The organism is Streptomyces sp. NPDC046862 (assembly GCF_040704615.1).
Classification (GTDB): domain Bacteria; phylum Actinomycetota; class Actinomycetes; order Streptomycetales; family Streptomycetaceae; genus Streptomyces.
In genome coordinates this window covers 1-25,269 of record NZ_JBEYXP010000097.1, presented here as the reverse complement: position 1 = coordinate 25,269, position 25,269 = coordinate 1, and the positions used below count along the sequence as shown (strand labels likewise).

The window sequence follows — 25,269 nt, the reverse complement described above, 5'->3', positions numbered from 1 at the left end:
AGGCGAACAAGCCCCACGAGGTTTCCGATGTTGTCTAGGCCCACCGTCAAGCATCAGCTGGGACCAGAACGTCAAACATCACCTGGGACTAGACAGCCCCAGCAGACCGACTGAGTTACAACTTTCTCTACGGGTTCAAGTGCGGCTCACTCCGCTCGCCGCGCGCGGCCCGGCCCCCGGCCGGGCCTGCGCTCCAGTCTCCGCCCCGCTCCAGCCCGCCCGGCACCCGTACCGCGCGCACAGCAATCAGCCACCTGATACCAGTGGAGACCGTCATGGTGACTCCGTCCTATACCAGGGTTCAGGACATCTCGCACATCTCATGGCAGGCAGTCGGAATTGGATGTATCTTCTCTGCAGCGTCATGCTCGCACCGGCCATGGGGGGATCGTGGGGTCGAATAGATTCGAAAATTTCACCACAGACCCAAAGAAGCAATTTGAGAGTTTCCTCCTGGCCGACTCAAGCGACGAGCGCATAGTTAACTCAAAACTTCTCCACGGAGCATGTCACGCACTCTCAGATGATCAGCACTTTACCCTTAAAGAAGCCATCTCTGAGAAATTCTCCATTGCGCCACATCAAGATATTTTCGTTGTGGGATCAGCGAGGCTCGGTTTCAGCATTGCCCCCCATAAGAGATATCGCCCTTTCGGGGACACGTCGGATATCGATGTCGCGATCGTGAGTCACGATTTATATGAGAAAGTCTGGCATGAAGCTCACGCTTATGCTGACTCAGGGGCTGACTGGCCAAGGAGAAATGGATTCGAGCAATACATCTCCTGGGGGTGGATTCGCCCAGACATGCTACCAAGATCCCCCTCGTTTCAATTCTCTGAGGAATGGCGACAGTTCTTCCGGAGATTACAGCAAAGTCGGAAGATTGGCCCATATAAGATCGCCGGAGCCCTGTATCACGACATTCATTTTCTGACGCAATACCAACGACGGGCAGTTAAATCCTGTCGCGAGGCAATGGAGGATTCTTGATGCAGACTTCGGCAACGAACAAGAGGCTGCGGATGCTGCTCACCGGAATCCGCGATAAAACCCTTATTGCAAACCCTCACTTCCAGCGCCGTCTCGTTTGGTCGAACGACCATAAAGTGGCCTTCATTGCCACCGTGCTGGATGGACTGCCGTTCCCCGAGATCTTCATTTCCGCCGGTGACGTAAACCCGGACACGGGAGACGGAACGGAGCTGATCGTGGATGGGCAGCAGCGCATCACCACGCTTTATCAGTACTTCACTGCCTCGACCGAGCTGCGCATCACAAACAATGCTATCCCGGCGTACAAGGAGCTCGCTGACGAAAAGAAGCGTGAGTTTCTTGAGTATGAAGTGGTGATTAGGGATCTTGGTCCACTCAACGAAGAAGAGACACGACAGATCTTCCACCGCATTAACTCAACTAACTATTCGCTCAATGCCATGGAAGTGAACAACTCGCGATTCGATGGGGCACTTAAGCGATTCGCTGAAGAGGTTGCGAACCACTCATTCTTCCAGAGTAGAAAAATCTTCACGTCGCTTGACGGTCGACGCATGAACGATATTCGATTCGCACTCACCCTAGCCATTACCGTCATGAGTGGGTACTTCAGGCGCGACGAAGAGCACGAGCAGTATCTTGATCAGTTCAACGATGACTTCCCCATGGGCAATGACATTAGAGAGGGACTTGAAGCGGTATTCTCGTTTATTGACGAGTGTGAATTCCCTGCCAAGAGTCGGGTGTGGCAGAAAGCTGATCTATTTACTTTGATCGTCGAGCTGTACCGGACGCTGATATACGACAAGAAGCCATTGTCCCCTGCCGACACGGCGGGCAAACTCATCGCCTTCTATGACGAAGTTGAGGATGTCACCCGCGCACCAAACCCCTCACCTGAAGCGGCTGAGTACTATCGACGCGTAAGGTCTGGAATCAACGACAGGAATAGCAGAATTAATAGGGGAGAAGTCATCCAAAAAATTCTTGCTGCAACTGATTCGTAACCAAGTCTCCCGAACTGAGATCTGCCCAGCGCTGATCGTCACGCATCGGCCGTCGTGGCTTGCTCTGATCGACGGCAGTGGAAGCGTGGCTGAGGCTGGAGCAGGTACAGCGAGGCACACGCGCGCCTGATTGGTCGGCGCACCCGCCGCCGTGGCTGACTTTCGTCGGCTTAGGCACAGGCGCTAGTTCTCCCCCTGCTCCGTTCAGGTTGAGGGCGGAAAGTCGGCAGGTTGGTTGAGACGGAACGGCGAGCCCGGAGCCGTCAGGTTCCAACCCTCACAAAGAGCAAGCTGAACGGCCCGGGCAACGTCGGACGACAGCACAGGCGTGGCCTCGCGTCCGAACCAGTTACTCAGATGCGGTTGGTTGGTGGTGACCAAAAGCGTCATCCCTTGCCATAACTGCGTGGATCGTTCCCCCCTGAGCGTTCCGCGAAATGATCAGTGGAGGTGGGTCGTTGAGTAAAGAGCCATTCGATGGCGTCAATTCGGTGACGATCAAGTCAGCATTGTTCGTAGACTTCGACAACATCTACTTGGGGCTTCGCGATATGGACCCAGGGGCGGCTGAAGCGTTTGCGACCCGTCCGGACAGGTGGATGAGTTGGCTGGAAGGCAAGAGCGACACAGGTGAAGCTACCCAGGGTGGCCCTGCTCGCCGCTTCCTCGTACGGAACGTGTATATCAACCCGGAAGCTTTCGGTAGGTACCGCGCCTTCTTCACGCGCAGTGGGTTTCGGTCGATCGACTGCCCGCCCTTGACTTCCCGGGGCAAGAACAGCGCTGACATCTACATGGTGCTCGACATCATGGATGCTCTCGCGGAAGAGACTCGGTACGACGAGTTTGTGATCATGTCGGCGGACGCCGATTTCACCCCTGTGTTGCAGAGGCTCCGGGCCAAGGATCGGTGGACGACGGTGGTGGCAGCCGGTCTGAGCGCCGCTGCTTTCCGGGCGACGTGTGATGTATTCGTGACGCCTGAGCAGCTCGCCGCAGCCTCGCTCTGGGACGAGTTCCACGCGACTGAGGTTACGCTCGACAGCGACGCCGAGCAGGTCACGGTCGTCCTTCCGCAACAAGCGCGCAGCGACCAGTGCGAAGCAGTCGTCAAGGAGATTCACCGCGTCGTACGGGCCGCGCCCCGTCCGCTCGCCTCAGCTGCTGCGGCACAGGCGGCGCTCAGCATCGATCCCTCAATAAAGGATTCCGCATGGTACGGCGCCGGAAGTTTCAGTGGGTTCGTGAAGACTCATTGCAGTGATCTTGAATATGTTGCCACGCCACCCGGATACATTCTCGATCCAACGCTGCACTCCTTTGAGGACCAGGACGGTCGGGCACAGCTTCCTCGTCTTCTTGCTCAGGTGAGTGCCTTGACAGATGTGCCGGCGTTGCAGCCGGACACCTATGCTCTGCTGTTCGAGGTCCTCGCCCAGGACTTGCAGAATTCTGCGTTTCATCTGTACCCGACCTCGAAGAGAGTCCGAGACGAAACAGAGTCGCGTGGCAACCCCGTAACTCGCAACGCGGTCAACTTCGTACTCAAAGGGCTCGTCTACGTGGGACAGCGGATGACCGAAGGCGTTACAGCGGAGGCCCTTACTGACGCGTGGGTGGAAAACGTCTACACGTTGTGCGCGAATGCACGGATGTCGCTCTCCGAGGAGGACCGGGAACTGATCCGTAGGTGGATCACCGGGGGCGACATCAGCGGATTCGAGGTGGGGTTGGCAGCGGGAAGCCCTGAGAAGGCAGCCACTCAAGCCACCTGACCAGCGAACAGGTGAGCCCCACACCAGCCCAGGGCAGCGCCCCAGCCCAAGTCGCTTCGGGAGGAAGAGGCCCTCACCAAAGGTCTCACCGCCACGCTTCTGTCGGCGCAACTTCCCATGGTCGACGGCATGGCAGCGTGGCTGAGGCCGGTGAGGGTACAACGAGGCACACGCGTGAGTGGTCGGTCGGCAGGCCCGCCATCGTGGCTGACTGTCGTCGGCTGAGGCTCCGACGCTCCGGGGCCCAGTCCGCCAATGGACGTTCGAGATGAAGGGACCGTGCCATTCGCGTGCCAGATCCTGCAGGGAACCACGGGGAACAGCGGGAACTTGCCCGTGATGCGACCAGGACGCCAACGCCACTCCCTCGCAGGTCAGCGGAGCAATCGCCGCCGAAGAACCCAAGCTTCCCAAGCTGATGGTCTACCACCCGCCTTGACCTCGTAGGTAGGCCCTGATCGGCTGGTCCTATGGCCACCGACCCGAGCGAGTACGACAAGGCGATACCGATAGTGGCGGCCCATCTGGCGAAGGTCGAGCGGGCAGTCAGCCGGACCCGTTCCTCTCACGCCGGACAGCCGTACGCGACGGCCCGGCAAGCCCTCCTCGAAGCACTGCAGCATGAAGACGCCCAACGAGTCGTACCGCAGGTCGTCGACGAGTTCGCCCGGCGGATCTCTGAGGAGCCGGAACAACTCCCCTTCTGACATCCACACCTGACATCAACGACGGTGGACAACAGCAGCCCCGAGCGACCGACGGCGGCCTCCCAACCCGCGATTCCGAGTGCTGTGAGGCCCCGGTGATCGAACTCCTAAAGCGGGTGTCGCAGGTTCGAATCCTGCCGGGGGCACCGGAAAGTGCCAGACAATGGGGCATATCGACCCTCCGCGAGCACCGCGGAGGGTCGCTTTCGTCCCGCATGGGAACCTGACGGGAACGGCACGGTGGGTGACGTTGGATAACGCTACGCCGACCATGCGATCCAGGTTTGCGAACCTTTGCCCGATTCGATAGGCAGCTACTGCGGCCGGCGAGCCGCTTCCTGCGTCACACCGAGCGCGAAGTGGGCGATGGCGGGCGATTCGCGCATCATCGACCGCTACGAGGTGCCGGAATTCGGGGGCGCTCCACCCAGCCCCGCCCCCACTCCTCGACCTCTGCGTTCGCTACGTCTAGGAGTCAAGGCCGCGCGCATCGTGAGGATTCTTAAATAAGTTCAGATATAATAGGCGCACCTATCTATACAGGGGTGCGAGCCGTGGACAAACCTGCCGAGATGTTCGACCGCGACTTCGAGTGGGCCGAGCTGACCCGCTTCGCCGCCCTACCCGGCCCTCGTGCCACCCTCGGCGTGGTCTCCGGCCGCCGCCGCCAGGGCAAGACCTTCCTCCTGGACGCCGTCACACGGGCAAGCGGCGGCTTCATGTACACCGCCACCGAGACCACCGAGGCCGACGCCCTGCGCCAGTTCGGCGAAGCCCTCGCCCGCCACCGCGACCAGCCCACCCCGTTCCGCTTCGCCCACTGGGACGAGGCGGTCACCGAACTCATGCGCATCGCCGACAGGGGCGGCCCCACCGTCGCGGTCATCGACGAGTTCCCCTTCCTCGCCAAGGCCTCCCCCGCCCTCCCTTCGATCATCCAGCGCGCCCTCGACCCCGCCGCTCAGCACACCAACACCCCCGTACGGCTCCTGCTGTGCGGCTCCGCCCTGTCCTTCATGGGCGGACTCCTCGCCGGCAACGCCCCCCTGCGCGGCCGCGCCGGCCTGGAACTCGTCGTCCCCACCCTGGACTTCCGCCTTGCCGCCGAGTTCTGGGAGATCACCGACCCGCGCACCGCACTGCTCACCCACACCATCGTCGGCGGCACCCCCGCCTACCGCCGCGAGTTCACCCAAGGCGACACCCCCGCCGGACCCGACGACTTCGACGACTGGGTCACCCGCGCCGTCCTCAACCCCGCCCGTCCGCTCTTCCGCGAGGCCCGCTACCTGCTCGCGGAGGAACCCGAACTCCACGACACCGCGCTCTACCACTCCGTCCTCGCCGCCATCGCCGCCGGAAACGCCGCGCGCGGCGGCATCGCCGACTACCTCGGCCGCAAGTCCACCGACCTCGCCCACCCGCTCACCGTCCTTCAGGACGTCGGCCTGATCACCCACGAGGCCGACGCCTTCCGCCGCAACCGCTCTGCCTACCGCATCGCCGAACCCCTCATCGCCTTCTACCACTCGGTCATGCGCCCCGCCTGGGGCGATCTGGAGCGCCCCGGACGCGCCACCACCGTCTGGCGCCGCGCCCAGTCCACCTTCCGCAGCAAGGTCGTCGGCCCACACTTCGAACAGGTCTGCCGCGAATGGGCCCGCTGGCACGCGTCCCCCACAACACACGGCGGGCACATCACAAGGGTGGGCAGCGGCACCGTCAACGATCCTGCCGCGAAGACCAGCCACGAAGTCGACGTCGCGGTCCACGGCGAGACCGACAACGGTCGCGAAACCCTCCTCGCCATCGGCGAAGCGAAATGGAACGACGTCATGGGGAAACGCCACCTCGAACGGCTCCAGCACATTCGTGCCCTTCTCACCGCACGCGGCACCGCCACCAACGTCACCCGGCTGCAGTGCTACAGCGGCACCGGCTTCACCCCTGAACTGCGCCACCTCGCCGAGAATGACCCCGCCATCCAGCTGATCGATTCAGTGCGCCTCTACCACGGCGACTGACCCGGTCACAGCCACCGCCCCTGTACGGGGCACATGGCCTCCGGATGAGAGCGCGCCGGGAACCGCCGTCTGGCAGCCGTCGTCTCGCCGCCCGCCGAGTTGCAAGAACGAGCCAGCCTGCAGTCAGGCGGCTGACCTGTTGAAACGGCCACTGGCTCAGCCCTCGGGCCGAGGGGGCGAGCCTGTCGTCCCTCCCAAGGCATCTGCGGTGCTCACTGAAACCCGGCTGGGCAACGAACTGCGCAGACGCTTTTGCCGGCCCTCGAAGGCCAGTTCCCACCAGCTCAGTTGGGAACTTGATGGGAACAGCAGGACCAAGAAGCCCCATGAAGGATCACGAAAGATCACTACTCCGGCCACCCTCAGCAGGCCGCTGAACTGCGCAAATAGCGAAACATCAAGCCTGCGGAGGACGGATCGGTGATCGTATGATCATGCTCCTAAAGCGGGTGTCGCAGGTTCGAATCCTGCCGGGGGCACCAGCCAAAAGGCCCCGGACCGATCTTGGTCCGGGGCCTTTGACATCCACTTCTGACATCAACGGGCACGGTCATTGACGACCGGGGCGCCTCCTGAGCAGCCGGTCCATGTGGCTCATGGCCTCGCGCTGAGTGTCCTGCACGACGTGCGTATACACGTCCATGGTGATGCTGATCTGGCTGTGCCCGAGGATCTCCATCACCACGCGGGGCGCGACTCCGGCCGCCGTGAGAAAGGGTGGCGGTGCCGTGCCGGGCATCGTGCAGCCGGATCACGCGGAGGCCGGCGGACTGGGCGACGCGGGTGAACGAGTGGTACAGGTTGCGCGGCTCGACCGGGCGGCCGGTGCGAGTGGTGAAGACGTAGGCCGACTCCTGCCACCGCTCCCCCGCTTTGGTTCGGGCAGCGGCCTGCCGAATCCGGTGCCATCGCAAAGGTGCGATACAGAGGGCGGCCAGCGGGAGAGCGCGACGGCGGCGGCTCTTGGGATCGTCGTCGTACAGAACGCCACGGCGACGCTGGATCTGCTGACGGATGTAGAGGACACGGTTGTCGAGGCCGATGTCAGACCAGCGGAGGCCGACGATCTCACCCCGCCGCAGGCCCATGGCGATGGCGAGCACGAAGGCCGCGTAGAGCGGATCGGTGCGGGAGGCGGCGAGGAAGTCGGGCGTCTCGTCCAGGCTCCAGGGCTTCAGCTCCCGATCGTCCGTGCGCGGCGGCTCGACGAGCTTCGCTGCATTGCGCGTGATGAGTTCATCGCGGCAGGCGGAGGAGAGAGCCGAGCGCAGCACCCGGTGTGCTTCCTTGGCGGTCCCGACCCCGGCCGTCCGGCGCCGAGGATGCGCAGCCAGGCCGGTACGTCGCCCAGGTCGAGAAGGCCGGCGGTGGCGACGTTCGCGCCGAGGGAGGCGGCGAGGGCGATGACGAACCAGCACCACCCGGCCGCTTTCGCCTCCCCGGACCGCAGCCGACGCCAGGCGGCGACGAGCAGCAGGTCGACCGAGACGGGATAGGCCCAGCCTCCTACCGGGCAGGTCCACTACCTGCCCGACCCGCTGCAAGGTTACGGAGCCATGATCACTCGCGCCCATGCAGCTCCCGGGCAAAGTCGCTACGCCAACCGCGTGCCTCACTGACCGCCGCATGATGAACCGCAGAGAGGCCGAACCATGCCGAAGCCCTCAGAGCCCACCCGACACAACAGCCGGATCACTCACCTGACTGCCAACGCCCCGACAATCCAAACGGTCCGACGGGCGAACCGCCGGACCGCTAGGAAAGATCGATCTCAGAAGGTGACGATGTAGACCGGGCTGTTAGTGCTGCCCTCGTTGTGCACTACCGGACAGGACGTCTGCTGCTGGCTGTGCTTGGTCTTGACCTGAATTCCGCAGAAGGGCGAATCGTCCCAGTCGAGCGTGTTGATGTTGCTGAGCACGGGGATGTTGTCCCCCCCGCCACTGGGGGCAGCGCTGGCCCCGCCGATGCCAGCGAGAAGGATTCCGCAGGTGGCTACGGCCACCCCTGCAACCTTCTGGACGGTCCTCATATGTTCTCCTCCGCTGCTGTGCCCCGGATCGGGCAGATACATGGAGAACGATGAACAAAAAGGATCAGAGCATAACGTCATGCATCTTTCGATCACTCCTACGGCCGTACAAATCACGAAGCTGCTGGACGAACTGAGCGGGCAAGAGGCCTTGTTGCCCGTCGCGCGGCTCGGCCACCCACCGGGCCGTCTCAGTTCCCGTCTCATTCAGCCCCGTTCACGGTCGTTCAGCCGAGACTCCGAGCCATGACCATGCCGACTGCCAGCCGCCCATGAACACAGGTGAACGCCCCTGCACGCACCCCACCGCCCCACCACAGTTGGAAAGCGTATTGGTCGGCCGCCGACGCCTGGGGCGCGGCACAACCGGTCGAGGCAGCTAGGTTGAGGTCATGGACGATGAAGCGATCGCCATCAGGCTCACGCACGATCAGGCGTTTGTGCTGTCGGACTGGCTTTACCAAGTGGTGTTCCGGTCCGACGCCCTTGAAGGGATCGTGCGCGACCAGGCCGTCTGGTCACCGATCTACGCGATCTCAGGAACGCTGGACAAGACACTGAGCGAGATCTTCATGCCCGACTACGTCGCACGGCTTGAAGCAGCCAAGGAGCGCCTCCGCGCGAACAAGTACGGTGCCACCGACGAGTCAACGGCGCCAAGCGCGGAAGCGGCCACCGCACCACAAGCGCACCAGATAGAGCAGGGAACAACGGGGAACCACGGCGTAAGCGACCAAGGCCGATGAGACCTTAACCCGGATGTCCGCCCAGCTCAGCACCCTAACGCGCCGCAAATGCTCGCAGAAAAGGCCCCGGACCGATCATGGTCCGGGGCCTTTGACTCTGACATTGCCCGACGCGCCGGAAGCTCACGGGGCCATGATCACTCGCGCCAAAGCAGCTCCCGGCCAAAGTCGCTACGCCGACCGCGACGCCTAGCTACTTGCTCCTGAAGAAGTCGGGGCTGTCGGCGGTGTGACGCTTTGGGGAGAGCTGGTGCGGGCTGTCCGTGGGCCGGGACAGTTGACGCGGGTCATCGGCAGCCGGGGGTGGTGGCGATGTTGCGTGTCGCGGGAGTGCCGGATGCCTGGTGGGAGCGGCTTCCGGAGCAGGCACGGCAGATGTCCCCAGAGCTGGCCAGGATTGATGCGTTCCTGGACGACGAACGGTTCATCGCTCCGTGGCGGTCGGTGTTCGCCGAGAGGCTGGGGCGCCCCTCGGTACCGGTTGAGACGCTGTTGAGGCTGCTCTACCTCAAGCACCGCTACCAGCTCGGTTACGAGACACTGTGCCGCGAGGTGGCGGACTCGCTCAGCTGGCGGCGGTTCTGCCGAATCCCGCTGGCCTCCCCGGTGCCGCACCCCACCACATTGATCAAACTGGTTCGCCGCAGCGGCCCGCAGACCGTTGAACAGCTCAACGCTGTACTGCTGGGCAAGCTGGTCGAGGACAAGCTGGTGCGATGCCGCAAGCTGCGGATCGACACCACGGTCATCGAGGCCGACATCGACCACCCCACGGACGCCGACCTGCTGGAGCACGGGGTGCGCAAGCTGAGCCGGCTGGTGCGGCGCATCAAGGCTTCGGGCGCTGCCAAGCGCACCAGCTTCCGGGACCGCAGCCGGTCAGCAGGCCGGCGCTTGAAGGAAATCTCACGCACCCTGCGGCGCCGCACCGGCCAGGCGCTGGGCGAGATCGACCGGCTCACCGGCGAGATCGCCACCGTGGCCCGGGCGACGCTTCGGGAGGTGACCGCAGTGGAGCGCAACGCCCGCCGGACGCTGGGCAAACGGCCCTCAGGACGGCTCGGGCGCCTGCTGGGTGAGCTGGCCGACACCATGACGGGCACCCGCCGGCTGCTGGACCAGACCGCTTTGCGGCTGGCAGGCATCCGCACCATCCCCGACCGGCTGGTTTCGTTAGCCGACCCCGATGCCCGGCCGATCCGCAAGGGCAAGCCCCAGCACCCCACCCAGTTCGGTTACACGGCACTGGTGGCGGAGGACGAACGCGGCTTCGTCGTCGACCACCAACTCCAGCGCGGGAACCCGCCCGACGCGCCGCAACTGGTGCCCTCGGTCGAGCGCGTCACCACGCTGACCGGCCGTCCACCCGGCACGGTCGTCGCTGACCGCGGCTTCGGCACCGCGGCAAACGACCGCGCGCTCGCCGAACTCGGCGTCCAGCGGATCGGCCTTCAACGAGCCGGCAAGCCCGGAAAAGCGCGCCGCGAGTACGAACACAGCCGCCCATTCCGGCGGATGCGCAACTGGAGAGTCGGTGTGGAAGCCCGCATCAGCCACCTCAAGCGCACCTTCGGACTTCGCCGCACCCGCCTGCGTCGCCTGGCAGGCGCGCAGACCTGGACCGGACTCGGGATCTTCGCCTACAACCTCCAGCGGATGGCCGTCGTCAGCCGATGACCCAACACGCGCCCACAGGAGACACCACTACGACCCGACCCCGATAGCACCTCTCAGCTGGACGAACCCTTTTTCAGGAGCAAGTAGCTAAAGGCTGTCCCGCAACTGCGGGAGCGTGAGGAACGGCCCAGGCTTCGTGGACATCAGAGGAAGAGAAGTTCGACGTTCTTCGCGACGCAGAGTCGCAGAACGACCGTCAGCTGTTGGACCGCATCGATGTGTGCCCGAGGAACATCGGCCTCGTTCCGCCACTGGTCAACGATCGCCTCTAGTCTGGGCAGGAGCGCGGCGCACTCGGTGGGCGAGAGATCGCCTCCGCCGTCATCGGGGCGATCGAGGAGCGGTTCGAGCGAGGTGGAGACATCACTCCAGGGGCGATCTCCGCCGAAGCCCCACATCTCGGAGAGAGCGAACCCCTCAGCTTGCGCCAGCTGTCGCCGGAACGCGGCGAAGCCGCTGTAGGACCAAGCGACGTCGGGACTGCTGGTGTTTCCGTCTCCCGGGAACAGAGTCAGCCCCACGTCGTTCTCCCTTGTCGTCAATACGCAAGGATCGGTCGGAACCAGCGACGTCTGCAACTGAGATGATCCAGGGTGGCTGGTGTGATCACGGCGTCTGAGCCGTCCTGGATAGCCCCGTTCACCGGGCTGAGCCCTCGCCTGTTCGGCAAGCTGGTCAGCCTGGTGCGGCGCGAGGGTACGGGCGCGGTCCGAAAGGGCCGGCCATGGGGCCTGCCGCTGGAGGACCGAGTGCTGCTTGTGGCGGCTTACTGGCGGACGAACTTGACGATGCGCCAGCTCGCTCCGCTGTTCGGGATCTCGAAGTCGGCTGCGGACCGCATCATCGACCACCTCGGGCCGGTGATCGCGCTCCAGCCGCGCAAGAGGTTCGCCAAGGGCGCCGTGCTCATCGTGGACGGCACCCTCGTGCCCACCCGCGACCACGCCATCGCCGCGCAGTCGAAGAACTACAGGTACTCCACCAACCACCAGGTCGTCATCGACGCCGTCACCCGACTCGTCGTCGTGATCGGGCGACCTCTGCCCGGAAACCGCAACGACTGCAAGGCGTGGGAGGAATCCGGCGCCAAAGCCGCCGTCGGCAAGACCACCACGATCGCCGACGGCGGCTATCCCGGCACCGGACTCCTCATGCCCCACCGCCGGCGCAAGGGCGAAGACCTGCCCGGCTGGAAGGAAGCCCACAACACGTCCCACAAGCAGGTCCGCGCCCGCGTCGAGCACGTCTTCGCCCGCATGAAGACCTGGAAGATCCTCCGCGACTGCCGCCTCAAGGGCGACGGGGTCCACCACGCCATGCTCGGCATCGCGCGACTGCACAACCTTGCTATCACCGGATAGGCGGGCGGCCGACAACAACCAGGGCACGTCACGCCGGCCCAAAGATCATTTACGGGACAACCCTTAGCGGTGGCCGTCTTGTTCTCTTCCCTCGTCGCAGCGATGGCCTTTTGACGTCCCCGCCGGAACGGCGGCTTTCGGATCGGCAGGGGTGGGGAAGGCGCGGTTGGCAAGGGTTATGCGCCGCAGTCCGATCAGGAAGTCCACGCCATGGCAGACACCGCACAAGCGACAGCCGTCCCCGGCTGGGTCCTGAAGTTCATGGACGCCATCGACACCCTGGAGTTCGGCGAGGGCTTCGCGCCACTGACCGACAACACCGACATGCACTTCGGCACCGCGCACATCCACGGCGTCGAGGCCATCAAGGAGTTCTTCGTCAAGATCGACGCGCCGCTGGTCATCAGCCATGAGGTCCTGGAGTTCTGGACCGCGGACGACGGAATCCGTCTGCTGCGCGGTGAGGCGGTCATGGCCAAGAAGAGCGAACCGGAGCGCGTGGTGCGCGCCCCCTTCATGCACATCTTCTACCTCGACCGGGAAGAGCCGGTGCGCATCCGAACAATCCGTGTCACCGCGGGCCCGTTGCAGACCGACGCCGTGATGTGACCCGGCTCAGGGCGAGGTCCCCGCAAGGTCAGGGCTTGCGGGGACCGCGCAGAATTCGTCGTCGTTTGTGAGAACGCCAGCGGCGTACGGCGTGTGGGGGGACAGGCCAGTGGGTGCCTTCGTAGTGGCGACGCGCTTTTTCGCGGTTGCCGCAGACGGCCATCGAGCACCAGCGGGCGCGGTTGGCGCGGCTGCGATCGAGCAGGAACAGTCCGCACTCGTCGTTCGCGCAGGGGCGTAGCCGGCCGGGTAGTTGCTTCTCGGTGGCAGCCCAGGCGAAGACCACCTCGATGGCCAGCCGGGCGTGCGGGGGGCTTGACAGTCCACCGAAGACCCTCTGAAGCGATCTCCGGGATCTGGTGGACCCCTTCTGTTCGGCCGCCCTACCAATCGCCGACCGCAACCGAAGGGGGCCCGGATCGAACTCCTCAAGCGGGTGTCGCAGGTTCGAATCCTGCCGGGGGCACACGCAGAAGGGCCAGCTCAGGAGGGTTTTCCTCCCGGGCTCGCCCTCCGTCGTATTCGGAGCCGTGCCACACGCGTGCCACTAAGTCCACGCGGATGAGATCATCCGTGGGTGGCAGACGCGCAGCTACCCCCGGGATGGTCTCTTCAGCAGATCCGCGACGTATCCGGGGACCAAGAGGCTGTCGCCCTGAATCGAAACCGGGCGGTGAAGCGGGTGGGCCGCCCCGGAGCCCCCGACGAGGTGCTGCACCCAGAGATCGTTCTCGGATTTCACAGCCTGTGCCTTGTGAAGCCCGTCCATGACGACGACTGGTACATGGGCAGCCTGTACGACGACGGCAGCATTGACTGTCGGGCAGCCTACGACGATCTGTACGAGGCGCTACGTGGTTTGCAGCAACGTGCGGGCCTGCCTGCACTCCAGGGGACTTCCTGAGGTGGGTCGGCTGCTTCACCGCTCAGAGCCGTGCCAGGTGGAGCGTGGAGCCACGGGGAATGGCGAGTACTAAACCGCTGACGTTGAAGCAGTTCCGCACTGACCTGGGGGTTCCTCTCCCAGGGAGGCGTTCCACTCGGCCCCGGACTCCTCGTCCGGGGCCGTTTGCGTGATACCGGGCCACGCTGCTTCCTAGCCCTGCACACCTCGCGCGTGTGAAGGGCAAGGTTTCTTCGAAACATTCGAAGAGGCGAACTTGAAAATATGATCTCGCAATCGCGGGCGGCGACGAACATATCGATTAGATCCATCGATCACGGCAACGACCAGGGTAAACACCCGCCGAGAACATTGCCGGCGCTGATCGAATGTTTCGAGGTCAATGCCGAAACTATTGACAGTTGGCAGGGTCATATCAAAACTGTTGGCCGTTGGCAGAGCTCAACCGCTGTCGACGCGGGCTGGCACGAACCACCCGTCGACACAAGATGCCCAGCCCCCGTCAGCCTTACGAAGGCGAGGAGGAAGCACGCTCATGAACGACGGACCCGCACACCCGACGCGCCGCAGCGTCTGCACCCTGCTGCTGGCCACCGGAGCCACGCTGGCCCTGCCCGGCACCGCCGAGGCGGCCACGGTCATCACCACGAACCAGACCGGAACCAACAACGGGTACTACTACTCGTTCTGGACGGACAGCCAGGGCACGGTGTCCATGACCCTGAACTCCGGCGGCAACTACAGCACCTCGTGGAGAAACACCGGGAACTTCGTCGCCGGCAAAGGCTGGAGCAACGGCTCACGCCGGACCGTGACCTACTCCGGCAGCTTCAACCCGTCCGGCAACGGCTACCTGACTCTCTACGGGTGGACGTCGAACCCGCTCGTCGAGTACTACATCGTCGACAACTGGGGCACCTACCGGCCCACGGGAACGTACAAGGGAGCTGTCACCAGCGACGGCGGCACGTACGACATCTACCAGACCACGCGCTACAACGCCCCGTCCGTAGAAGGAACCCGCACGTTCAACCAGTACTGGAGCGTCCGGCAGTCGAAGCGGACCGGTGGCACCATCACCACCGGCAACCACTTCGACGCCTGGGCCCGCGCCGGAATGCGCCTGGGGAGCTTCAGCTATTACATGATCCTCGCCACCGAGGGATACCAGAGCAGCGGGAGCTCCAACATCACGGTGAGCTAGACCAGTTCGGAGAGGGGCGGCTGCGGAGCAGCCGTCGCGCGGCGACCGTGAGGACGAGCGCGCCGTCTCCCGTGAGGATCCTCTCCCCCCTGGCTCCTTGCCCCTCTCCATCCGGAACATCGGCGCCGGCTGTCCCAGTTCCAGGCGCCGACTCCCGAATCCCCCGAGGCTGGAGGACCGATCCTCGTGAAAGCCACACCTCGTCTCTCGCTACTCGTCGCCGCCGCGCTCGCTGCCGCCGGCACCCTCGCCGTTGACACCGCCGCCCCGGCGCGGGCCGCCGCCTGCAACGGGTACGTCGGGCTCACCTTCGACGACGGCCCGTCGGGCAACACCCCGGCCCTGCTCAACGCGCTCACCCAGAACGGGCTGCGGGCCACGATGTTCAACCAGGGCCAGTACGCCCCGCCTACCCGGCCCAGGTCAAGGCACAGGTCAATGCCGGCATGTGGGTCGGCAACCACAGCTACACCCACCCGCATCTGACCCAGCAGAGCCAGGCGACGATCGACTCGGAGATCTCCCGGACCCAGCAAGCCATCGCGGCAGCGGGCGGCGGGACGCCGAAGCTGTTCCGACCGCCGTACGGCGAGACCAACTCGACGGTGAAGGCCGTCGCGACCAGGTACGGACTGACCGAGATCATCTGGAACGTCGACTCGCAGGACTGGAACGGCGCGAGCACTGACGCGATCGTGGCAGCGGCCGGCCGGCTCACCAGCGGCCAGGTCATCCTCATGCACGACTGGGCCGCCAACTCCCGGGCAGCCATCCCCCGCATCGCGCAGGGGCTGGCAAGCCGCAGCCTGTGCGCCGGCATGATCTCCCCGCAAACCGGCCGCGCCGTGGCTCCGACAGCAACATCGGCGGCGGGAGCGGCACGATGAACGTACCGCCCCCGGCGAAGGTCATCACGACTTGGAACATCAGTGCCACCCATTCCATCGCCCAGAACTGACCGCCAAGCCGAACGGCAACGGCAAGCGGACCTGGCCAACCGTCTCCTGCAGCACAGGCTGACCCCGAACCCCCGGAAAACCTCTCAAGCGGGTGTCGCAGGTTCGAATCCTGCCGGGGGCACAACGTAGAGTTGGAGGTCGGGCGGGCCCGCAGCACGAGCCGGGCTGCGGTGTCGGCGATCGCCAGGTCCGCCTCGGGTGACAGATGTGTGCATGCCTCCGGCGGCTTGTCCGGTCCGGTGGGGCGAGCAGTGCCCTGTTCACAGGTGCGATCCGCGCCGTAGCCCAACAGGCCAAACGCCTGCTGCCCCATGGACAACCGCCGCTTGATCAGGTCCCTGCACCTGGGCGTGCAGGGCTTGCATCAGACTGCTGAGGCCTCGGCGGCGTCGTCCGAGCCGTCATCCGTGCGGGTTCGACGTACGGCGAAGATCGCGCCCGCGCCGGCGGCCAGCAACAAGCCGGCGCCGCCGAGCAGCCACGGGGTGGCGCCTGCTCCCGTCTGAGGGAGCACGCCATTCGGCTTGGCCACGGTCGCACCTGACGCGGCCTCATCGGTCCCCGATGTGCCGGAGGCTGCCGCGTCGGTCGTGCCCGTAGTCCCGGAACCAGAAGTCCCGGAACCAGAAGTCCCGGAAGTGGACGGGCCAGTCGTCGTCCCGGCCCCGGTGATCTGGAACGACGCCAGGACGTTCTTCTGCCCCGCGTCCATCGTGCATCGTGCATCGATCTTGCCCGGGAACGTCACGTCGCCACTCGCGTCCTTCGGGGTGAGATGCGCGACGAGATCGCCGACGGTGATTTTCGCGCTGCCAGGCTGCGTGAAGGTGAGCGCCGGCGCGGTGCTGGTCGCCTTCACGTGGAACGACCCGGACACCGGGACATCGGCCTTCACACCGAACGGCAATGTCACGTCGGTGTCCCCCTCCGGGGCAGCCACCCGTGCCTTCGCGTCCACTGTGCCCTCGATGGTCTTCACACCGATCCTGCCCAGCAACTTCGTGGCGCCCGCGTCGAGCGGCACCGCCGCATTGACGACGAATTCCGGGGTGGGGTGTCCGGTCGCGGCCGACTCCGGGATGTCCGAATCGACCCTCACCGTGACAGGCAGGTCATCGATCAACGGAGTTGAGCACGTGTATCGCAAGGTGAGCGCCACCGGGTCCGCGGCAGCGGGTCCGGCTCCCGGAACTCCCACGATTCCGCCCGCGACCGCTATGGCCGTCGCCCATCGAAAGGAGCGACGTGCCACTGGACCGCTCAGGGCGGCACGGGCCGAGGCGCGCCCCTCACGCAGGTTCTGGATGTGCATGCCAATTCTCATTCTGATCCTCGTCAGGGTTTTCGGATCTCTCGGATGAAATGCGCACCGCGTGCCGGCCGAGGTGGCCACCCGGGGCAACGCCGGCGGCCACGGCACTGGCGGTCATCAGGTCGTGCCGGCCTCGGCATGCGACTCGGCGGAGCCGACAGGTCGCCGGTCGCGTCCGTCGCGACCTGCCAGGAAGACCTGTGTCAGGTGGTCCTGGAGTTGAGCGTGACGGAACTGGTAGACCGCGCCGGCCTGGCGCAGCACGTTTCGCTCGCACGCGTCATCGAGGAAAGCGATCAGCCGCCAGGGCAATTGCCCTGTGAGCGGCAGCCATATACGTACGAGGGCCACCCACTGTCCCCACGTGGTGAAGCCGAGGCCGTACGCGAGCCCGCCCCCGAACGCGGCTTCGAGCCCGAATCCGAGCCCCACCAGGAAACCCCACGCAGGCCCGTCCACGACTCCCTGGGCGAATCCGGCTCCCAACCCGAACACGAGCGCCCACACAAGCATGTAGAAGATCACGTTCCTGCGGTCCTGGCTCAACAACTCGGATGAGCTGACGCCGGTTTCGGTGTCGATGGGAACTTCCAGCCAGGCCATGAGCCCGAGCACCAGCCCGGCCCCGAGTCCGAGCCCGGGCACGAACAGGAGGCCACCCACGAGCCCGCCATCGAGCCCGTCCCCCAGCCCCAGTGACTCGACCACGACCCTGTCCAGGAACAACACCACGAGCGCGAGCGAGACCCCGCCCATGACTCCGAGCCTGAACCGGAGAGCGACCTTCGCCCGCCACTCCCCGGTTCTGCCGAAGACCTGTATGCGTACGTGCGACGGCTCGACCGCACCTCGGGAGACGAACCCGTACACGAACCCGAAGAGCAGCCCGTTCACCAGCCCGTGCAGGAGCCCGACCACGAGCCCTCGCACGAGCGCGAACTCAAGCCCGAGCGATGTCGCGACCAAGTTCGCGGGCACGTTTCCGACCGCGGTCGTCACCCCGAGGGCCAGTGCGGCCAGGAACCCGATGACGAGCACGCGCGAAGAACGGCGCATCGTAGTGCCCAGTTGCCACCAGGCGAGGTCACGCTCTGGGACACCAGTGCGTACTCTGCCGAGTTGGTCCAGGTGCGCGGCGAGGTAGCCAAGCCAGTGCTGGGCACGGCCGGGGTTCCAGTGCCGCCGGCGACGACGCCCGGTGCCGCTGTCGCCGTCGGCCGGCAAGGGCTCGTAGGCGGCGGGGGTGAACGCCGCCAGGAGATGCTTCTGCAGGGCTTCGGGGGTTGCGAACGTGGCGGTGTTCAGGAGTTCTTGAGGGTCGTGCCCACGGGCGTCGCTGTAGATGGTGCGGGCCATGGCGACCATCAGCGGGGTGGTGAGCACCGTGGCCAGGTTCGCCGTACCCAGGCGGCTCGGGTGTTCGCGCAGCTCGTCCAGGACGGGTTCCCACACGGTGTTGCGCAGGCCGCCATCCGGGCCCGGACTGCTGGTGCGGGGCAGGTAGGGCGCGATGTCCTCCAAGGTCAGGTCGTCCAGCTCGATGATGGCGGCCTTGGGGAGCGGGCGGTTCTCCACGGCCCCGGCGTATTCCTCGGGACGGCTGGTGAGGAGCAGCGAGGTGGTGGTGCGGTCGAGCTCTTTGAGCGCCGCATGCCGCAGGCCCCCCGCGATCTCGTCGAAACCGTCCAGCACAGGCAGGATCCGGCCCGTGTCGACCAGGGCGCCGACCAGGTTCCCCGCGGAGGCGGCCGGATTCCCTCCCGGTACGGCCGGAGTCACGAGGTCGTGGTCGCGCACCAACTGGTGACACATCCAGTCGCGCAGCGAGATGGTGGTCGGGTCCCATGAACCCAGGCTGAAGATCACCGGTACGCGGTCACCAGCGGCACGGTCGCGCAACCAGTCGCGGACGAAGCGCAGAGTCAGGACCGTCTTGCCCGCTCCGGCCGCACCCAGCACCACCAGTCGGCGGGAAGGGACGGACCGGTACACCTTCACGATCTCGTTGAGGCGGCCGGCCAGTGCGAGCGGCCCCGGATCCGCCCCGGGCGGGGCATTGCGAATACTGGCCCAGTGGTCGAAGCCCGTGTCGGCGTTCCGGAAGCGTACGGGGAGCGGGTACGGGTCGTGCACCTTCCGCCTCCGCCACTCCTTCTCCCATTGTCCGGCCACCCCGGAGGCGAGTCGTTCGGCCGCCTTCCGCAGCTCCGGCGCGCCCGGCGATGGGCAAGGTATCCGTTCGAGTTGGTCGGCATGCACCGGCAGACCGACCAACTCGCCGAGTTCCTTGATCCGGGCTGGAGCCAGGTCCTTGAACCAGCGCTCCACGGGGATTGCCGCGAGCGTGCCGAGTCCGTCGGGGCGATGGTGCTCACTGATGACCCCGATCAGGCGCCCACCGCTCCACACCGGGGCGCCCGACATCCCTTCCCAAGGGGAACGGTCCCGCTCGGGGTCGTACTCCGGAGAGGATTTCAGGGTTATTTCGAGACGGCCCGTGCGCATGTACGACAACGGGCTGGTGTCACCGCGCGCGTGGTGAGAATCCCGGTACCACACGGGCTCACCGTGGTCGGACGACTCGGTACCCGCACGCAGCCTGAACCTCGGGAATCCCAGCGCTTCGCAGTCCACCGTCCGCATGACGCGGGCGAACCGCACTGGCGAGACCCCGTCCGCGGACAGTCCTCCGGCGCTCGGGTCGTCCGCGATCCTGATCAGCGCCATGTCCGAGGTGGAGTCCGCCAGGACCGGCTCGCCGTACACCTCCCGCGTACCGCCGTCCTCGTTGAGAAAGCGCGCCTGAACCGACGTCGCGTCACACAGCACATGTGCGGCCGTGAGCACCAGATTTCCGGTCACCTGGTAACCCGACCCGCGCCTTCCCGGGCCCGCGCCACACGTGGTGATGACCTGGACCGCCCGCCGCCGGTCGAGCCCTTCCAGCTCGACTCCCCCACCCACAGCGGAACTCACTGCTCGTGTGAGCCGGCGCGGCCGGAGACGTACGGCGGATCGTTCGCCCCCGCCAGAGTCGGCTGCAACGTCAGTGAGATGCGCTGGGCCGAGGTGGCCCTCACCGCCGTGTCCGCACCGGACTCCACCACCCAGAACCGCACTTTCGCCCCCGCCTGCGCGGAGCGCTCCAGCGCGACCGACAGATCCAACTCGATCGACCCCAGCTCGAAGCGCAGCGCCTCGCCTTCCGCTGCGACGATCGCCTGCTCGAGCTCCTCCCGCAGGTCCCTGATCACGCTGGCCAACTCGACCACAGCACACTCCCAGTCATCTGTGCGACGGCGGCGACGAAGACGACCGTTTCGTAGCAACCGCGAACTTTTCTTGCTCTATGGGGCCACGACCGGGCGCCCTTCGAGATGGCCGGTGCCTCACCTTGCTGTGTGGCGCTCCCGGTTCCCGACCGGAGCGAGCTTCCGTGCCCGCCGGTCTCCGTACTTCTCAGTGGTTCTCAGTCGTGTCTCTGCAACCATGTCGGGACACGCTGCAACGCCGATGAATTTTCGATGATGTACGGAAGCGGGGGCTGGGAGTTGGACAGCGGACCTCCTCAACGGCTTCGGATCGCGGTGCTCGGGCCGTTGCGAGCCTGGCGGGACGGAGCACCACTGGATCTGGGGCCTGTCAAGCGGCAGGCCGTACTGGCCGCGTTGCTGCTCCGTCAGGGTGCCGTGGTGAGCCATGGGCAACTGCTCGACGGGGTGTGGGGGTCGGAGCCACCCGCATCCGGTCACAAGGTGCTGGCGAGTCACGTCAACCCGCTGCGCAGGACGCTGGACGCGGAAAGAATCCGGCATACGGAGTCGGTGATCCGCAGTGGCAAGGGCTGGTACCGCTTCGTCGTCGACGGGATCCGGCTCGATGTCACGGACCTGACCGAGCGGGGCGATGAGGCGCTGCGTACGAAGGCGTCCGGCGACCTGAACACCGCGACGGACCAGCTGTCCGCAGCGCTCGCGCTGTTCCATGGGGAGCCATTGACCAACCTGCCAGGACCGTACGCGCAAGCCGAGCGGGAGCGGCTGTCGGAACGCCGGCGAATGCTCCGGCTCGAGCGACTCGACTGCCTGATTCGGCTCGGACGGTTCGGTGACGCGCTGGACGACCTCGCCGTGATGTCCGCGTCCGACCCGTACAACGAGTCGCTGCTGGCGTTGCGTATGCGGGCTCTGTACGGCTGCGAACGTCAGGCGGAAGCGCTCAACGCCTATGCGGACATGCGCGTACGACTGCGCGACGAGCTTGGCGTCGATCCGGGCGAGGAACTCCGCCGCGTGTACGAGGCAGTGCTGCGTCAGGACGACGCCTACCTCCTCGCTCCGGCCGCTCCTCCCTCGCCGACGCCCTCCGGACACATCTACCGCGATGATCCGGCAGCAGCCGCGACGACGCGACCGGGACCACCGTTACGGTCCGGTCCCCCGGCACGCGACAGCGGGACGTTGGTGCCGGCCGAACTGCCCCACGCCGCCACAGGGTTCGTCGGCCGCAGCGACGAACTCGCCGGACTGCACGCGCTGCTTCCTCCCGACGAGGGGCAGGGGCCGACGAAGACCGTGGTCATCTCGGCCATCGGTGGCGCCGCGGGCATCGGCAAGACCGCTCTGGCGGTGCACTGGGCACACCAGGTGCGTGACCGCTTCCCGGACGGCCAGTTGTATGTGAACCTGCACGGATTCGACCACGACCGGCCGCCTCTCAAGGCCGGCGAAGCCCTTGAACTGCTGCTGCGGAGCCTGGGCCTGGGGGCGCCGGAGATCCCCCTTAACGCCGAGGCCCAGGCGCGCGTCTACCGGACCCTGCTGGCCGGCCGGCGCCTGCTCGTCCTACTGGACAACGCGGCCACGGCGGAGCAGGTCCGTCCGCTGCTCCCGGGCAGTCCGTCCTGCCGCGTCGTCGTCACCAGCCGTAACCGGCTCGGCGATCTCGTGGCCCGCGACGGGGCACACACCCTGCCGCTGGACCTCCTGCAGCCCGCCGAGGCCCGCGCGCTGCTGAGCCAGACACTCGGCGCGGACCGACTGGACGCCGAGCGGCTCGCCGCCGACGAACTGATCCGGCTGTGCGGCAGTCTTCCGCTGGCGCTGCGCGTGGCCGCCGCCCGGCTGGCAGGCGATCCGGGCCTGCGCCTGGCCGACCTGGTCGCCGAGATGTCCGCAGGCAACCGGCTGGAGGCGCTCGAGCCGGACGATGACGACAACTCCCCTCTGCGTACGGCCTTTTCCGCGTCGTACCGAGTCCTGTCCTCCGCCGCACGCCGACTCTTCCGTCTGCTCGGCCTCTTTCCCGGACCGGAGTTCACCGCCGAGGTCGCAGCATCCCTCCTGGACGTACCGCTGCCGCAGGCGCGACGTCTGCTCAGTGCTCTCGCCGCTGCCCACCTGATCGAATCCGCGACGTCGGGCCGATACCGCTTCCATGATCTCCTCCGTGAGTACGCGCAGGACCGTGCGCAGGTGGAGGAAACCGCAGCGGATCGTGACACCGCGTTGAAACGTGTCCTGATCTGGTACTTGCACGCCGCCCGCGCCGCTGGGGGAAGCTGGCTCTTCCCGGAGCTGCCTCACGAACTCGCCCCGGGCGATCAGCAAGGCCTTCCGCCCGCTGCCGGAGCGGGAGAATGGCTGGATGCGGAGCGGGCGAATCTGCTCGCCGTCATCCACCACGCCGGCCGCCACGGTCCCCGCCCTGTCGCCTGGCACCTGACCAACGCACTGTTCGGCTACTTCTGGCTCCACCTGCCGCGGGCGACGTGGCAGGCCACCGCCCAGACGGCGCTGGACGCCGCCACAGCCGAAGGCGACCTGTACGGCCAGGCAGCCATGCACAGCAGCCTTGGACTCCTCACGTCGGACCGGGGGCACGGCAGGCAGGCGATGGATCATCACAGACGCGTACGGGGAATCAGTCGGGAACTCGGCTGGGCGGTGGGCGAGGCGGCGGGTCTCGGCGGCATGGCCCAGGCGGAATGGAGCATGGCGCGTCTCGACAGCGCGCGCGAGCACGTCACCACCGGTTTGCGGATCATCCGTGAAGCCGGAAATCTTCACATTGAAGCGTTGGGGTTGGTCGTCCTCGGTGTGACCTGCCGGGATCTGGGCCGGCTGCGCGAGGCTGCCGAACACCTCGAATCGGCCATCAGCAGAAACAAGGAGATCGGCTGGGACGGCCACGGCCTGGCTCTGCAGAATCTGGGCTGGGTGTACTGGGAACTCGGCCGTCTGACCGACGGTCTTGACGCCCTCGGCCCCTGGGTCACCCCCACCACGAGGGGCGGATACCGCTACGGCCGCGCCATGATGCTCGACGCCGTGGCGAGGATCAACATCGAGCTCGGCCGCCACGACGAGGCGCTGGAACAGGCCGAGCGCGCCTTCGCCATGGGCAAGGACAGAGGGCGGCGCTGGATCCAGGCCAGCATCCTCAACACGATCGCCGCTGCCCACCGAAAACTGGCCCAATTGGACCGATCGGTGCGGGCCGGCAGACAGGCTCTCGCCCTGGCCCGTGAGTCGGGAAACAGACGTGTCGAGGCGGACTGCGCCCTGGGCCTCTCCCTCACCCACAAGGACCGGGGCCGGTATGACGGGGCCCGCAGCCATGCCGAGCAGGCGCTGGGCCTGGCGCGCGACCACTCGTTCCGGGTGGTGGAGGGTCAGGCCCTGACAGCCCTGTGCGAAACAGCGGGGTTCGAGGCGGCACACACCACAGCCGTCACCCTCGGCCTCGAAGCACTGGCCATACACCGCCAAACCGGCCACCAACTGGGTGAAGCCCGCACCTTGGCGGCCCTCAGCCGCTCCCTCCACAAGAACGAGGACGCTGTCGCCGGCCCTTTGAGACAACAGGCACTGGACGTCTTCTCACGTGTCGGTGTACCGGAGGAGGAGTACAAAGATCTCGTCTGATGACGTTTGCGCAGCCGTGACCGGCTGCTCTTGGCCAGGGATGCCTTGGTGGACGCGGCTCACGCCGTACAAGAGGCGACAGCTGCTGTCGGAGTGCAAGCCCGAGGGGCGGTCGATGGCTCGCTGGACAAGTGGAGAGACCTCAACGGGGCAGCGTTCCGCGCGATCAACCAGTTTCCCGGCGGCCCGCTGTTCGCGCGCGGAGCAACCCGGTCGGACTGAGCCATGCCAATACTGGTAGCGACTATGGACCGTTGCTCGCTTCCACTGGCACGAGTACGGCCGGATTGCCCCGACTCCACACTTCGGATCAGCCCCGACGATGATGCTTTCCGGTCGGCGCACGGGGCGCGTGAACGTATCGCCCTGCTGTTTGGCGGCGCCCGTGCCCACGGCGCGCCCTTGAAGACTTCTGACATCCACGGCTGACATCAACGACGCCGGACGGAGTCGTACGCCAGCGTTCCTGTCCGGCCGTCGCATCAGCCGACGGCAACAGCAGGAGCGGACTCGGATCGAACTCCTGAAGCGGGTGTCGCAGGTTCGACTCCTGCCGGGGGCACTGGTCCTGAACAGGCATGCGGCATCGAACAGCCCCCCGGAGTAATCTCCGAGGGGGCTGTCGCGTGCCCCGGGGGCAAACGCGGGTCGGCCCGTCAGGCGACGTTCTCGGCTCTCCGGCTCCTCTGCCGTCCCGGCTCCCCCGCAACCCGGCGCAGCGTTCAGTACTGCTCGGTCTCCACGAAACCCGCGTCCGCGTTGTCGTCCGCGTCGAAGGCGGCGGCGGTCGGGTCGAATCCGGGCGGGCTGTCCTTGAGGCCCAGACCCAGGCCGGCCAGCTTCGCCTTGACCTCGTCGATGGACTTCGCACCGAAGTTGCGGATGTCGAGGAGGTCGGCCTCGGAGCGCGCCAGGAGCTCACCGACCGAGTGGACGCCCTCGCGCTTGAGGCAGTTGTACGACCGAACGGTGAGCTCCAGCTCCTCGATCGGCAGCGCCAGATCGGCGGCGAGGGCGGCGTCCGTCGGGG

At 65.9% G+C, this 25,269-nt stretch carries 17 protein-coding genes and 4 pseudogenes; 12 read left to right on the top strand and 9 right to left on the bottom strand.

The features are described 5' to 3' along the window. The first annotated feature begins 992 nt into the window (after positions 1–992). The 4 genes from AB0959_RS51405 to AB0959_RS51390 all read left to right on the top strand — a co-directional run bounded on the left by AB0959_RS51405 (position 993) and on the right by AB0959_RS51390 (position 6,509). The gene (locus tag AB0959_RS51405; protein WP_366833926.1) at positions 993–2,003 is read left to right on the top strand and encodes a DUF262 domain-containing protein; all 1,011 of its coding nucleotides are present in this window, start codon (positions 993–995) and stop codon (positions 2,001–2,003) included. Positions 2,004–2,461: 458 nt separating this feature from the next. Further along, complete coding sequence (locus AB0959_RS51400; RefSeq protein WP_366833925.1) at positions 2,462–3,778, top strand: NYN domain-containing protein; 1,317 nt, start codon at positions 2,462–2,464, stop codon at positions 3,776–3,778. Positions 3,779–4,248: 470 nt separating this feature from the next. Next, positions 4,249–4,485: a hypothetical protein gene (locus AB0959_RS51395; RefSeq protein ID WP_366833924.1), complete on the top strand. Its 237-nt coding sequence runs from the start codon at positions 4,249–4,251 to the stop codon at positions 4,483–4,485. Positions 4,486–5,039: 554 nt separating this feature from the next. Beyond that, on the top strand, positions 5,040–6,509 hold the full coding sequence (locus tag AB0959_RS51390; protein ID WP_366833923.1) for an ATP-binding protein: 1,470 nt from the start codon (positions 5,040–5,042) through the stop codon (positions 6,507–6,509). A gap of 550 nt (positions 6,510–7,059) precedes the next feature. Here the strand turns inward: AB0959_RS51390 and AB0959_RS51385 are convergent. The 3 genes and pseudogenes from AB0959_RS51385 to AB0959_RS51375 form a co-directional block, all read right to left on the bottom strand. Then, positions 7,060–7,804, bottom strand: a pseudogene (locus AB0959_RS51385) (site-specific integrase); the annotation flags it as partial. Positions 7,805–7,818: 14 nt separating this feature from the next. Next, positions 7,819–8,010, bottom strand: a pseudogene (locus tag AB0959_RS51380) (DUF2637 domain-containing protein); the annotation flags it as partial. 270 nt (positions 8,011–8,280) lie between these two features. Next, positions 8,281–8,541, bottom strand: coding sequence for a hypothetical protein (locus tag AB0959_RS51375; protein ID WP_366833922.1), 261 nt, complete (start codon positions 8,539–8,541; stop codon positions 8,281–8,283). A 392-nt stretch (positions 8,542–8,933) separates the two neighbouring features. On the opposite strand from AB0959_RS51375, the gene AB0959_RS51370 reads away from it, so the two are divergent. Together AB0959_RS51370 and AB0959_RS51365 are read left to right on the top strand one after the other, a co-directional pair. Beyond that, the gene (locus AB0959_RS51370; RefSeq protein WP_366833921.1) at positions 8,934–9,287 is read left to right on the top strand and encodes a hypothetical protein; all 354 of its coding nucleotides are present in this window, start codon (positions 8,934–8,936) and stop codon (positions 9,285–9,287) included. 312 nt (positions 9,288–9,599) lie between these two features. Next, positions 9,600–10,964 carry an ISNCY family transposase gene (locus AB0959_RS51365; protein ID WP_366833920.1) on the top strand — a complete coding sequence of 455 codons (1,365 nt, stop codon included), beginning with the start codon at positions 9,600–9,602 and terminating at the stop codon, positions 10,962–10,964. 143 nt (positions 10,965–11,107) lie between these two features. Here AB0959_RS51365 and AB0959_RS51360 read toward each other — a convergent pair whose 3' ends face one another. Beyond that, positions 11,108–11,485 (bottom strand): hypothetical protein, encoded by a 378-nt coding sequence (locus tag AB0959_RS51360; protein WP_366833919.1) that lies wholly within the window; start codon positions 11,483–11,485, stop codon positions 11,108–11,110. A 72-nt stretch (positions 11,486–11,557) separates the two neighbouring features. Between AB0959_RS51360 and AB0959_RS51355 the strand changes: the two genes are divergently transcribed. Both AB0959_RS51355 and AB0959_RS51350 read left to right on the top strand, forming a co-directional pair. Further along, on the top strand, positions 11,558–12,325 hold the full coding sequence (locus AB0959_RS51355; RefSeq protein WP_366833918.1) for a transposase: 768 nt from the start codon (positions 11,558–11,560) through the stop codon (positions 12,323–12,325). Positions 12,326–12,535: 210 nt separating this feature from the next. Next, positions 12,536–12,934, top strand: coding sequence for a nuclear transport factor 2 family protein (locus AB0959_RS51350; RefSeq protein ID WP_366833917.1), 399 nt, complete (start codon positions 12,536–12,538; stop codon positions 12,932–12,934). A gap of 118 nt (positions 12,935–13,052) precedes the next feature. Here AB0959_RS51350 and AB0959_RS51345 read toward each other — a convergent pair. Continuing rightward, positions 13,053–13,305: pseudogene (locus AB0959_RS51345) on the bottom strand (CGNR zinc finger domain-containing protein); the annotation flags it as partial. Between the two features lie 206 nt (positions 13,306–13,511). Here AB0959_RS51345 and AB0959_RS51340 point away from each other — a divergent pair. From AB0959_RS51340 to AB0959_RS51330, 3 genes and pseudogenes are all read left to right on the top strand, one after another. Next, positions 13,512–13,838 carry a hypothetical protein gene (locus AB0959_RS51340; RefSeq protein ID WP_366833916.1) on the top strand — a complete coding sequence of 109 codons (327 nt, stop codon included), beginning with the start codon at positions 13,512–13,514 and terminating at the stop codon, positions 13,836–13,838. 535 nt (positions 13,839–14,373) lie between these two features. Next, on the top strand, positions 14,374–15,042 hold the full coding sequence (locus tag AB0959_RS51335) for a glycoside hydrolase family 11 protein (protein ID WP_366833915.1): 669 nt from the start codon (positions 14,374–14,376) through the stop codon (positions 15,040–15,042). 180 nt (positions 15,043–15,222) lie between these two features. Next, a pseudogene (locus AB0959_RS51330) lies at positions 15,223–16,062 on the top strand (polysaccharide deacetylase family protein). A 303-nt stretch (positions 16,063–16,365) separates the two neighbouring features. On the opposite strand, the gene AB0959_RS51325 reads toward AB0959_RS51330, so the two are convergent. From AB0959_RS51325 to AB0959_RS51315, 3 genes are all read right to left on the bottom strand, one after another. Next, on the bottom strand, positions 16,366–17,160 hold the full coding sequence (locus AB0959_RS51325) for a DUF6801 domain-containing protein (protein ID WP_366833914.1): 795 nt from the start codon (positions 17,158–17,160) through the stop codon (positions 16,366–16,368). Positions 17,161–17,430: 270 nt separating this feature from the next. Continuing rightward, positions 17,431–20,277 carry a trypsin-like peptidase domain-containing protein gene (locus tag AB0959_RS51320; protein WP_366833927.1) on the bottom strand — a complete coding sequence of 949 codons (2,847 nt, stop codon included), beginning with the start codon at positions 20,275–20,277 and terminating at the stop codon, positions 17,431–17,433. Between the two features lie 8 nt (positions 20,278–20,285). Next, a complete protein-coding gene (locus AB0959_RS51315; protein WP_366833913.1) occupies positions 20,286–20,585 on the bottom strand; it encodes a trypco2 family protein in 300 nt (99 codons plus the stop codon). A gap of 252 nt (positions 20,586–20,837) precedes the next feature. Between AB0959_RS51315 and AB0959_RS51310 the strand changes: the two genes are divergently transcribed. Beyond that, positions 20,838–24,239, top strand: a complete 3,402-nt coding sequence (locus AB0959_RS51310; protein ID WP_366833912.1) for a BTAD domain-containing putative transcriptional regulator — start codon at positions 20,838–20,840, stop codon at positions 24,237–24,239. 722 nt (positions 24,240–24,961) lie between these two features. Here AB0959_RS51310 and AB0959_RS51305 read toward each other — a convergent pair. Further along, positions 24,962–25,269 (bottom strand): DNA-directed RNA polymerase subunit alpha C-terminal domain-containing protein (locus AB0959_RS51305; protein WP_366833911.1); only part of this gene is annotated, 308 nt, incomplete at its 5' end.

Bases quoted from the DNA above. Each gene is read 5' to 3' on its own strand.
- AB0959_RS51395 (WP_366833924.1), top strand. From the start codon at position 4,249: ATGGCCACCGACCCGAGCGAGTACGACAAGGCGATACCGATAGTGGCG.
- AB0959_RS51335 (WP_366833915.1), top strand. From the start codon at position 14,374: ATGAACGACGGACCCGCACACCCGACGCGCCGCAGCGTCTGCACCCTG.
- AB0959_RS51350 (WP_366833917.1), top strand. From the start codon at position 12,536: ATGGCAGACACCGCACAAGCGACAGCCGTCCCCGGCTGGGTCCTGAAG.
- AB0959_RS51365 (WP_366833920.1), top strand. From the start codon at position 9,600: ATGTTGCGTGTCGCGGGAGTGCCGGATGCCTGGTGGGAGCGGCTTCCG.
- AB0959_RS51375 (WP_366833922.1), bottom strand. From the start codon at position 8,541: ATGAGGACCGTCCAGAAGGTTGCAGGGGTGGCCGTAGCCACCTGCGGA.
- AB0959_RS51405 (WP_366833926.1), top strand. From the start codon at position 993: ATGCAGACTTCGGCAACGAACAAGAGGCTGCGGATGCTGCTCACCGGA.
- AB0959_RS51370 (WP_366833921.1), top strand. From the start codon at position 8,934: ATGGACGATGAAGCGATCGCCATCAGGCTCACGCACGATCAGGCGTTT.
- AB0959_RS51310 (WP_366833912.1), top strand. From the start codon at position 20,838: ATGATGTACGGAAGCGGGGGCTGGGAGTTGGACAGCGGACCTCCTCAA.